The sequence below is a fragment of the Streptomyces sp. NPDC029836 genome, assembly GCF_055574495.1.
On sequence record NZ_JBVHZI010000002.1, the window covers coordinates 985,068 to 995,821 of the forward strand.

The 10,754-nt window shown below is 73.6% G+C and carries 7 protein-coding genes and 1 tRNA gene; 1 reads left to right on the forward strand and 7 read right to left on the reverse strand.

Going from position 1 to position 10,754, the window contains the following annotated elements; translation table 11 throughout:
• Positions 1–217: 217 nt before the first annotated feature.
• Both ACZ4XJ_RS10230 and ACZ4XJ_RS10235 read right to left on the reverse strand, forming a co-directional pair.
• Positions 218–3,844 carry an SPFH domain-containing protein gene (locus ACZ4XJ_RS10230; RefSeq protein ID WP_468495861.1) on the reverse strand — a complete coding sequence of 1,209 codons (3,627 nt, stop codon included), beginning with the start codon at positions 3,842–3,844 and terminating at the stop codon, positions 218–220.
• 11 nt (positions 3,845–3,855) lie between these two features.
• Positions 3,856–5,250: a peptidoglycan-binding protein gene (locus ACZ4XJ_RS10235; protein ID WP_468495948.1), complete on the reverse strand. Its 1,395-nt coding sequence runs from the start codon at positions 5,248–5,250 to the stop codon at positions 3,856–3,858.
• Between the two features lie 227 nt (positions 5,251–5,477).
• Between ACZ4XJ_RS10235 and ACZ4XJ_RS10240 the strand changes: the two genes are divergently transcribed.
• Positions 5,478–5,551: transfer RNA gene (locus tag ACZ4XJ_RS10240), tRNA-Lys, on the forward strand.
• A gap of 79 nt (positions 5,552–5,630) precedes the next feature.
• On the opposite strand, the gene ACZ4XJ_RS10245 is transcribed toward ACZ4XJ_RS10240, so the two are convergent.
• The 5 genes from ACZ4XJ_RS10245 to ACZ4XJ_RS10265 form a co-directional block, all read right to left on the reverse strand.
• Entirely contained in the window at positions 5,631–6,293 is a 663-nt protein-coding gene (locus tag ACZ4XJ_RS10245) for a class F sortase (RefSeq protein WP_362879230.1), read from the reverse strand.
• A complete protein-coding gene (locus tag ACZ4XJ_RS10250) occupies positions 6,290–6,925 on the reverse strand; it encodes a hypothetical protein (RefSeq protein WP_362879232.1) in 636 nt (211 codons plus the stop codon). Before ACZ4XJ_RS10250 ends, ACZ4XJ_RS10245 begins: the two co-directional genes overlap by 4 nt.
• Before the next feature lie 138 nt (positions 6,926–7,063).
• A complete protein-coding gene (locus tag ACZ4XJ_RS10255; RefSeq protein WP_362879234.1) occupies positions 7,064–7,843 on the reverse strand; it encodes an HAD-IIA family hydrolase in 780 nt (259 codons plus the stop codon).
• Between the two features lie 140 nt (positions 7,844–7,983).
• Positions 7,984–9,504, reverse strand: coding sequence for an alkaline phosphatase family protein (locus ACZ4XJ_RS10260; RefSeq protein WP_468495862.1), 1,521 nt, complete (start codon positions 9,502–9,504; stop codon positions 7,984–7,986).
• Positions 9,505–9,649: 145 nt separating this feature from the next.
• On the reverse strand, positions 9,650–10,726 hold the full coding sequence (locus ACZ4XJ_RS10265; protein ID WP_468495863.1) for a 2-aminoethylphosphonate ABC transporter substrate-binding protein: 1,077 nt from the start codon (positions 10,724–10,726) through the stop codon (positions 9,650–9,652).
• Positions 10,727–10,754: the final 28 nt, after the last annotated feature.

Here is a 10,754-nt window from a genome sequence, read left to right on the forward strand (position 1 = left end):
GAGGGTGACGAGCTTCTAGGTCTAGACCAAGTTCCACAGTATTGACGGGAGTTGGCCATGTCTATACCAATGCGAGAACGGGTGGTCCGGTCATGACCGGCCACCCGTTCCCTTTGGTCCGGTCCATGGGACGGACCGGTGTTCCTGTTGCCCTCGTTGCTCCCGGTGTTTGCGGTGCTGCCGGTGTTTGCGGTGTTTGCGGTGTTCCCGTTCGGTGTTACTGCTCGGCGCGGCCGGTGTAGAAGGCGACGGTGAGGTCCTTCACCAGGGCCTTGCGCTCGTAGTCGTCCAGTTCGACGATCCCGCGCGAGGTGAGTCGGTGGACGGTGTCGTCGACCGCGTCGACCACCGAACTCAGGACGGCGTCCCGGTGCTTGGCGTCGATCGCGGCGACCCGGCGACGGCGCATGGCCTCCGCGACCTCGGGGGCGTACTCGATCCGGGTCGGCTGCGCCGAGAACACCTCCACCCCGACGGCCTCGGTCTCGGCCGCCAGCATCCGGGTCAGCGCGTCGCCGACGGCCTCGGCGTCGCGCAGGGTCGGGGCGTCCTCGTGGAAGGCGTCGGCGGGGAGCTGGGACAGCACCCGGGCCATGGCCGACTCCACCTGCTCGGCGAGGTAGTCCGTGTGGTCCTCGACGGCGAGGGTGGCCCGGGCGGTGTCCTTGACCTGCCAGACGACCTGGACGACCACCTGGAGGGCGAGGCCGCCGGAGTCCACGGCCGGCATCGGCTCACTGCGCCAGTGCCGCAGCCGCACGTCGACGCGGCGGCGCAGCAGGAGGGGGCTGACCCAGGTCAGGCCGGTACGGCGGACCGTGCCGCGATAGCGCCCGAACAGGGTGAGCACCCAGGCGTGACCGGCCTTGGCCCGGCCGAGGCCGCCGAGCGCGAGGAGGGTCACGATGCCGAGGAAGGCCAGCGGGGGCCAGTGCGTGACGCGGAGGCCGCGGTAGGGGCGGGGGGTCACCCCGAACGCCTCGGCGAGGGCCGCCGGCACGGTGCCCGCCCGCCACAGCAGGGCCGCGCAGCCGGTCATGGCGAGCGCGCCGACGGCCAGGGCGAACCAGCCGGGGAGCACCGGGCCGCGGTGCTCGCGGAGCCGGTCGTCGCCCCGGGGGACGCGGCGGCCGGCGGGCAGCCGGGTGCTGCCGCCGGGACGCCGCGCCGGGCTCGCGGCGGGGTCGGCCGGGGCCGGCGTGGTCGCGGTCGGGGTCGGGTGGGCGCGGAACGGGAGGTGGACGGGGATCTCCGTCACCGCGGCTCCGCGCGCGGGGCGGACGTGGGGCAGGTCCTGGGTGTCGTCCTCCTCCCGCGTCGCGTCCATGCCGCGGGCGACGGCCCGGGCGACGAGCCCGGCCACGTCGGGGGTCGGTGTCGGGTGGACGGCCTTGTCGGGGCCGGGGTCGGGACCGGGAATCCCGCTTCCCCTCGGGGGGTCGGCGGGCGCCTCGGCCGGCCAGAGCTCGCTCCGGGGGTGGCCGGGGGCCGCCTCGGGCGCGGGGTGGGGGATGTCCAACCCCGCCCCGGACCCGGCCGTTGCGGCCTCCGCCTGAGCGGGGGCCACCAGCACGTCACCGCGCGGGTCGGGGGCACTGGGGAGGCCGGCGTGCTGGGGCACGGGGACGCCGGTGTCGCTGCCGCGCGGGTCCGGGGTGGCCGGCAGGCCGGCGTGCTGCGACGCCGGGATGCCGGTGCCGCTGCCGCGCGGGTCTTGAGCAGCCGTGACCCCGGCGTGCTGGGGCACGGGGACGCCGGTGTCGCTGCCGCGCGGGTCTTGAGCAGCCGTGACCCCGGCGTGCTGGGGCACGGGGACGCCGGTGTTGCCGCCGCGCGGGTCTTGAGCAGCCGTGACCCCGGCGTGCTGGGGCACGGGGACGCCGGTGTTGCCGCGTTCGGGCGCGCCCGGGACGCCGTCGTGGCGGGGGGCGACGTCCGTGTCATTGCCGTGGGGGGAGATGGAGCTGCCCCTTTCGCTGCCGCGCCGGTCCGAACCGGTCGAGACCGCATCGCGACGCGAGGCGTAGCCGGCCGTGTCGCTGCCGCTCCAGTCCAGAGACACCGGGATCCCGCGGTGGCGGGAGCCCGAACCCGCCGTGCCCGCGCCGCGGGGGTGCTGAGCAGACGGGGTGCGGGCGTGCTGGGGGGCGGAGTTGCTCGTACCGCTGGCCTGCCGGCCCGGGAGGCCGTCGTAGCGGGAGCCCGAACCCGCCGCGTCCGCGCCGCGCAAGTCCTCAGCAGGCGCGATGCCCGCGTGCTGCGGAACCGAGTCGCCCGTACCGCTGGCCTGCCGGTCCGGGAGGCCGTCGTGGCCGGAGGACTGGCTCGCCGTGTGCGCGCCGCGAAGGGGCGGTGAGGCGGAGTTGCCGGCGGTCGTGGCTTCGGTCGGCTGCGGCGCGGGGCCGAACGGGGTCGCGTCGCCCGGCTCCGGGGCGGTGGGCAGGCCGCGGCGCGTCGGCGTGGAGGTGGACGTGCTGTCGCCGTGCGGGGTCGAAGCGCCTTCTCGACCCGGTACGGAGGGCGGGTTGCCGTCGGTCGGGTACGGCTCCGCCGGGCTCCCCTCCCGGTCCGGTGCGGAGTAGGACCGGCCCCGACCGGCGGTCGGGACCTCGATCCACCGGCCTCGGCGCGGAGCCGGGGCCTCCGGCTCGGCGGGGTCCGGCCGCGCCGCCGGAACGCCGGCCGGCGCCGCGTCCTGCGGGTGGGGCCGCGCCGGGTACGCCGCCGGCCCGGCGAAACGGCCGCCCGCCGGGGGCGGAGCCTGTCCCTCCGGTACGAGGACTCCGCCGGTCAGGGGCTCCGCCCTGGAGGCCCCGGCCGGGACCGGAAGCTGGGCCTGCGCTCCCGCGTACTCCTGCACGCGCCCCTCGGCCGGGACCCGGCCGTGGTACTCCGCGCCGGAACGGGCCGTGGCCGGCGCGGCCTCGGGCCGTCCCGCCCGGGCGGCCTCCTCCGCCGGGCCGTCGCGCCCTGCGCGGTACTCCGACGACCGGTCCGCGCCCCGGGCACGGGCCTCGTCCGCCCCGGAACCCGACGCGGCCGAAGCCGCATCCGCGAACGCCGCCGCCCGGGCCGCGTACGGGGCGCCGGACTCCGCCTCCAGGGCCGCACCCCGCGCCGGGTCCGCGTACTCGGAGCGGTGTTCCGACTCGCGGTCGGCAGCCGACGTCCGAGCCCCGATCGAGGCCGGCTCGGGCCGGACCTGTCCGAACGGATCGGCGGCGCCGACCGCGTACGGGGACGCGGACCCCGCCTCACGGGAGCGACCCCGTGCCGGAGCCGACGCCCGACCGCCCGGACCGGCAGCCCCGAACTCCTCGGACCGGCCGGCCACGTACGAACCCGCCTGCTCCAGCGACCCCGCCTCACGGGAGCGACCTCGTGCCCGAGCCGACGCCCGACCGCCCGGACCGGCAGCCCCGAACTCCTCGGACCGACCGGCCGCGTACGAGCCCGCCTGCTCCGTCGGTTCCGCGAACCGGGACGCGTAGCCGGCACCGGGCTGCCACAGCTGCGCCGGGGCCCGCTCCGACGACCGGTCGGGCGTCGCCCAGGACTCCGCCTCGCGGGAGTGACCCCGCGCCGGGGTCGACGTCCAGGCGGCGGGACCGGCGGGACCGGCGGGACCGGCGGTCGGGACTTCACCGGATCGGGGCGTGCGGTAGGCGGCCGGCGCCGACGCGGGCCCGGACGCCGGGTCGGCGGCGAAGTCGTCGCCGGGATGGGACGCGGCAGGCGTCCCGGCCGCGGTCGGGGGTCGCGTCGCGGGGGTGTGTCGGGTCGGGGGCAACGCCGGGGGGACGTGGAGGGTGCCCGTCGTGGACGTGGTGCGCGTGGGGTACATCGTTGCCTCCGTCATGCGAACAGCCGCCGCCAGGTTTCCGGGCCCGGGTAACCGTCGGCCGAGGAGCCGCGCCAGCCCTGGGCGCGCTGGAACGCCTCGACGTTGCGGCGGTCGGCCTCGCTCCAGCGGACGCTCGGACCGGACGTGTAGTGCTTGCCGAAGCCCTTCTTCACCAACTGCCGGCCGAGGGCGCCGATGGCCGGATGGGACGTGCCCGGGCGGAAGACCCGCGCCCCCGGGTACGCCGCCACCCCGCCCGGCCCCGCGTGACCGATCGGAACCGTCGGAGCGGTGGGAGCGGTGGGGGTCGTGGGGGTCGTGGGGGTCGTCGTACCGCCGGGGGCCGCCGGCGGGATGTCCTTGCCCCCGCGTTCCACCAGCAGCCGCCAGGTGTGCGAGCCGGGGACGCCGTCGGCGTCGGTGCCCGTCCAGCCCTGCGCCCGCTGGAAGGCCTGCGTGGCCTGCCGGTCGGAGTCGCTCCACTTCCGGCTCGCGCCCTGCGGGTAGAAGCGGGACGCGCCCCGGCCGATCAGCATCGCGCCGAGCTCGGCGACGTGCGCGTTGTCCGCGCCCGGTCCGAACTTCGACGTCCCCGGGAAGACGGTCGAGACGACGGGGGACGGTCCGGGCTGTGGCGCGCCCGGCACGATCCCGCCCGCCACCCCGGTGAACCGGTACGGCAGGTACTTGGTCGCGTTGTTCCAGTACGCGTACGGCGTGGCCTGCTTCCGCGTGTTCGGGCGCGTCTGCTCGTAGGCGATGTAGTGGGTGCGCGTCGCGTCGGCCCAGCCCCCGAACAGGGTCACGTGGGAGCCGTTGTTCGGGTTCGCCGGGTTGTGGAAGAGCAGCATGTCCCCCGGCAGCAGCTCGTCCTTGGTGATCGGGGTGGCGAACGTGTGGAGGCTGCCGGTCCACTCGTTGGTGCCGAGGTTCCAGGCCATCGAGACGTAGCCCGAGCAGTCCTGCCGGTAGCCGTCCGTCCAGTACGCGGACATGCTGTAGGGGACCTTGGCGTCCAACCACAGCTTCGCCCGGTTGATGATCGTCGCCCGGTCGATGCGTCGGACCGCCGACGGGGCGCCGGGCAGGCCCGGCGGGCGCGTGACGGTCGACGGGCGTCCGTGCAGCGGGGCCCGGCCGCCCTGCGGGGTGTCGGGGTCGTCCAGGGTCACCGGCCCCGGGCCCGGGGCCGGTGTGTGCAGGGCCACCGCGGATCCGCCTCCGCCCAGGACCACACCGGCCGCGGTGGCGAGCACCAGCGCCCGGCGGGCTCCGCGTGCGGCCGGGTGGCCGCCGTCCCGGAGCGGTATGGCCCGCCCGCGCGCGAGGGCGCGACGCCTCTGCGCGCATCCCGGGCACGCGCAGTCGCCCGCGGGTTGGTAGTCCTCGAAGACCGGCATCGGCATCGGTGCCGGCGGCTGCTCGTGCACCGGAGGCTGCGTCGTCATGCGGTTCCGTCCACTCCCCTGCTCGTCCACTGGTCGGCCGGGCACGCATCTGGCGGGGCATCAGATTCGGCTCGACCAGACATATCGTGCACGATAAACACCCCAAACATGGGTTAATCGGACAGCGCGGGCGCGGCTGGTCACGAGCAACCCTTGAGGTGGGGTAGAGTTTTCTCTGTCAGCAGGCGCCGCTAGCTCAGTTGGTTAGAGCAGCTGACTCTTAATCAGCGGGTCCGGGGTTCGAGTCCCTGGCGGCGCACGACAAGGAGAAGCCCTCCACAGCGAAAGCTGTGGAGGGCTTCTCCCGTTGCGCCGTGCGGGTCACTTCGTGCGGAGCCTCAGACCGCGGTGCCGGAGCGGACGCCCGCGCCCGTCAGGTAGGCGGAGACCACCACGTTCGCCGAGTACTGCTTGGCCGCCTTGTCGTAGGCGCCGCCGCAGGTGACCAGCCGGAGTTCGGCCCGGCCGCCGACCCGTGGCCCGTACGCCTTCTTGGGGTCGAAGCCGGTTCGCTCGTACGTCTTGACGTCCTCGACGGTGAACTCGGCGACCGTTCCGTCCGCGCGGGCGACGCGGATCTTGGCGCCCGGTTTCACCGTCGCCAGGCCGAAGAACACCGCCGGCTTCGACTTCGTGTCCACGTGCCCCACCATCAGCGCCGTCCCGGCCGCACCCGGCGCGGCGCCCGCGCCCCACCAGCCGACCGTGCCCGGCAGTTCGTACGGCGGCGGGTCGATCGACCCCTGGGAGTCCAGGCCCCGCGAGATCACCGGGGCCTGGACGCCTATGGACGGTACGTCGATCCGGGCGGGCATCGCCCCGGACATCGGGGCGTGGGCGGCGGGCATGCCCGCACCCACCGGGCCGCCGCCCTGCCCGGCCTGCGGACCGGACGGCACACCGGTGATCTCCTTGCCCCACAGCCACAGGCCCAGGACCAGCACCGACCAGGCCGCGAAGGTCAGCAGCCGGCCGCCCGCGGTGGCCCGGTCCTCGCTCATCCGCCGCTGCGGCGACGGCGCAGGGTCAGGGCGCGGCCCGCGACCGCCAGGGTGGCCACGGCCGCGAGGGCCGCTCCGATCAGGGTGTGCGGCAGGCCCGGGCCGTCGGCGCCGTGGCCCTTCTTCGTCGCCGCGGCGAGCCGCGTCGTCTCGGCGAGCTGCGCCGACATGCCGCCGCCGCCCGCGTGGACGGGCCAGATGGGCGAACGGTACGGATCGGGGCGGTGGTGTTCGCGGTGGCGAACCTCGATCGAGCCCCGCAGCTCCTCGCTGCCGCCCTTGCCGCCCTTGTCACCGTGGCCGCCCTTGCCGTCGCACTTCACGCGGATCTCGTGCCAGCCGGCCTCGGCGTGCGAGCGGACGATCGCCTCGCCGTACAGCGCCTGCCCGTCGCGGCCGTCGGACAGGCGGACCTCCGACACGAAGACGGAGGAGTGGGCCAGCCCCCAGCCGCCGTGACAGCCGCGCACGCGCAGCTTGACCAGTGCTCCCGGCTCGGCCGGGTTCGGTTCCGCGGAGACTCCGCCGCGGTCCCATTCGTTGGCGAGGGCGGTGGGGGCGGTCACGACGGAGCATGCCGTCAGGGCGACGGCCACCCCCGCGACACGGAGAGCGAACAGTGAACTGCGCATGGTGAACCTCCTCTACGAGGAGATTCACGCGCGACGCGCCGATCCGCATCCGGAGCGGCGCTCTCTTGGCCCGTATGTGTCAGCCGTTCGCGCCAATGCCGCGCATGGGCGCGGCCGGTCCGGAGGCCGGCGCGGCGCTCAGACCAGGTCGACGAGGTCCGCGATCGAGTTGACCGTCTTGGTCGGCCGGTAGGGGAACTTCTCGGTGTCCTGCGCCGTGGTCAGGCCGGTCAGCACGAGGAAGGTCTGCATGCCCGCCTCCAGTCCGGCCAGCACGTCGGTGTCCATCCGGTCGCCGATCATGGCGCTGCTCTCGGAGTGCGCGCCGATGGCGTTGAGCCCGGTGCGCATCATCAGCGGGTTGGGCTTGCCGGCGAAGTACGGCTTCTTGCCGGTGGCCTTGGTGATCAGCGCGGCGACGGCGCCCGTGGCGGGCAGCGGGCCCTCGGTGGAGGGGCCGGTCTCGTCGGGGTTGGTGCAGATGAAGCGGGCGCCGCCGTTGATCAGGCGGACGGCCTTGGTCATGGCCTCGAAGCTGTACGTACGGGTCTCGCCGAGCACCACGTAGTCGGGTTCGTGGTCGGTGAGGATGTAGCCGATGTCGTGGAGGGCCGTGGTCAGGCCGGCCTCGCCGATGACGTAGGCGGTGCCGCCCGGGCGCTGGTCGTCGAGGAACTTCGCGGTGGCGAGCGCCGAGGTCCAGATGTTCTCCACGGGTACCTGGAGGCCCATCCGGCTGAGTCGGGCCTGGAGGTCGCGCGGGGTGTAGATCGAGTTGTTCGTCAGCACCAGGAAGGGCTTGCCGGACTCGCGCAGCCGCTTGATGAAGGCGTCGGCACCGGGGATCGGGGTGCCCTCGTGGATGAGGACCCCGTCCATGTCGGTGAGCCAGGATTCGATCGGCTTGCGCTCTGCCACGGGACTGTTCTCCGCTCTGCGGGGCCTCTGACCTCGGAGGCCTACTGGCCTCGGGGGCCTCTGGTCTGAACCACCCTATCCGTGTCGGGCCGTGGACGCGGAGCGCGTCCACGGCCCGGACGGTTCACCCCGTCGGCGGGTCAGCCGAGGGTGACGTTGTCGACGGCCCAGAACCAGTTGTTGTTGCCGCTGTAGCGGAACCGGACCTGGACGTCGGTGGCGCCGGCCGGGACCTGGAGGGCGATCGTCTCGCTCTTGGCGAGGGCGTCGGCGGTGTAGCCCTTCACGACGGTGGGGGCGCCGCCGTTGTAGGAGACGAGGACCTGGGCGCTCTGGCCGACCTCGTGGCGGTAGTGCGACTGGAAGGAGAGGGTGCGGGCGGCGCCGCCGGTGACGGCCCACTTGGGGGTGATCAGGGTGGAGTCGAAGGTGCCGGTGTGGCTCTTGTCGTCCCACTCGTCGGAGTCGGCGACGGCGAACACGTCACGGGAGCGGACGTTCAGCTCGCGCCACTGGTCGCGCTGGGCCTGGGTCCAGAACTCGTCGGTGGCGAAGGTCCAACCGGCCCACTCGGTGATGCCGCCGGTGCCCATCTTCGAGTTGTCGACGGCCCAGCCGGTGGGCGGGGTACGGGTGAAGCCCTTGGTGCCGGCCGGGATGCCCGTCTCGTCGACGCGGGCCTGGAGGGCGGGGCGCAGCGTGTCGAAGGCGTCGTTGTCGGGGGCGTTGAGGGGGACGCCGTCCAGGCCGGTGGTCGGGACGCCGACCTGGGCGAGGGCGGTCGCGGCGACGTCGGACAGGCGTACGTCGTCGCGTACCGAGCCGGCGGGGATGCCGGCGCCCTTGGCGATGACGAAGGTGCCGCGCTCGGCGGTGCTGGAGCCGCCGTGGCCGCCGGTGGTGGTGTGTCCGTGGTCGGTGGTGACCAGGATCTTCCACTTCTCCTGGGCGTAGGTGGGGCGCTGCTGGACGGCGGTGAGGAGTTGGCCGACCAGGACGTCGACGCGGGCGACGGTGTCGAGGTAGGTCTGGCTGCCGGCGCCGGAGGAGTGGCCGGCCGCGTCGATCTCGCCGAGGTAGACGAAGGCGGCGTCCGGGTTCTGGGTGCGCAGTTCGGTGGCGGCGGCCGCGGCGATCTTCGGGTCCTCGTTGCGGTAGCCGTCGCGGTCGCCCTTGAGGGAGAGCCGCTTGTCGACCTTCGTGGAGAAGATGGGGCCGTTCTGGTCGGTGGAGGTGATGGGCTCCCAGTCCGCGGCGGCGTACGTGTTGAGCGCCGGCTTGGCGTTCTCGATGCGGGTGAGGAAGTCGGGGTGGGCCGCGAAGTTCTTGCCGGTGAAGGAGTTGTCCTTCACGCCGTGCTTGTCGGGCCACACGCCGGTCGCGATGGTGGACCAGCCGGGGCCGGAGGACGTGGCGCCCATCGGGTTCGCGTAGAGGTTGCTGCGGGCGGTGAGGCCCTGGGCCATGAGGCCGTTCAGGTTCGGGGCGTTGGCGACCTTGACGCGGTCGAGGACGGCGCCGTCGAGGCCGATGACGAGGACCTTGTCGGTGTTGGCCGCCTTCGCCGCCGCGCTCGCGGTGGGCGCGCCGAGAGCGGCGGCGAGCAGGGCGGTGGCGGTGGCCGCGACGGCGAGGGTGCGTCCGGACAGGACAGGGGACACGTACTCCTCCAAGGAGCAAGTGGGGGCATGGTGAGCAGGCGGGTACTGCGGACATGCGGCGGGTCCGACCGGGGGTGCGGTTCCCGGTCCAGACCCGTTATACGACGGTCACTCTTGCGGGCGGGGGTGGCCAGGAAGTAACCGGTCAGCTTCCGGTTGCCGACTTCCACGCGTCGACGTGGGCGGTGAGGTTCGTGTCGATGTCGGCCCAGTCGGGTTCGAAGACCTCGACGCCCGTCAGCAGCTTGGTGAGTTCGACGGCGTTGGCGTCGGTCGGCTTGACGTCGGTGCGCGCCGGGAAGCCGCCGCCGACTCCGCTGACGAGCTTCTGGGCCTCCTCGCCGAGCATGTGGTCGAGGAGCTTCTTGCCGTTCTCGGTGTGCGGGGCCTTGGCGACGAGACCGGCCGCGTAGGGCAGGGCGAAGGTGGTGGGCTTGCCGCCCTCCTTCGCCGGGAACCATATGCCGATGTTCGGCATGGACTTGGACTGCGCGAAGTTCATCTGGACGTCGCCGTTGGCGACGAGCAGTTCGCCCTTGTCGGTCTTCGGCGCGAGCTTGCTGGTGGAGGAGGACGGGCCGACGTTGTTGCTCTGGAGCTTCTTGAGGTACTCCATGGCGGGTTCCCGGCCGCCGAAGTCGTGCATCGACTTGATGAGGACGGCGGTGCCGTCGCCCGCGACGCCGGGGGTGGAGTACTGGAGCTTGCCCTTGTACTTGGGGTCGAGCAGCTCCTCCCAGGTCTTGGGGGCCTCGGTGAGTTCCTTCTTGTTGTAGATGAAGCCGAAGTAGTTGTTGACGACGGACGTCCACTTGCCGTCGGCGGCCTTGTCGGCGCCGTTGACCTGCTCGGAGCCCTTGGGCCGGTACGTCTGGAGGAGGCCCTTGCCGTCGGCCTGCTGGATGAAGGGGGGCAGCGTGATCAGGACGTCGGCCTGGGTGTTGGTCTTCTCGCGGACGGCGCGCTGCACCATCTCGCCGGAGCCGCCCTCGACGTACTTGACCTCGATGCCGGTCTTGCGCGTGAAGTCGGCGAAGACCTTGTCGTACCAGCCGTCGCCCTTGTCGCTCTTGAGGCCGTCGGCGCTGTAGACGGTGACGACCTTGTCCTCGGTGGAGGAGTCGGCGGAGGTGTCGGAGCCGCAGGCGGTGAGGGCGCCGGCGAGGACGACCCCGGTGGTGACGGCGGTGGCGGTGCGCAGGAGGCTGCGGTTGCTGGGCATGGAACTTCCTTACGGGGAAAGGGAGTCG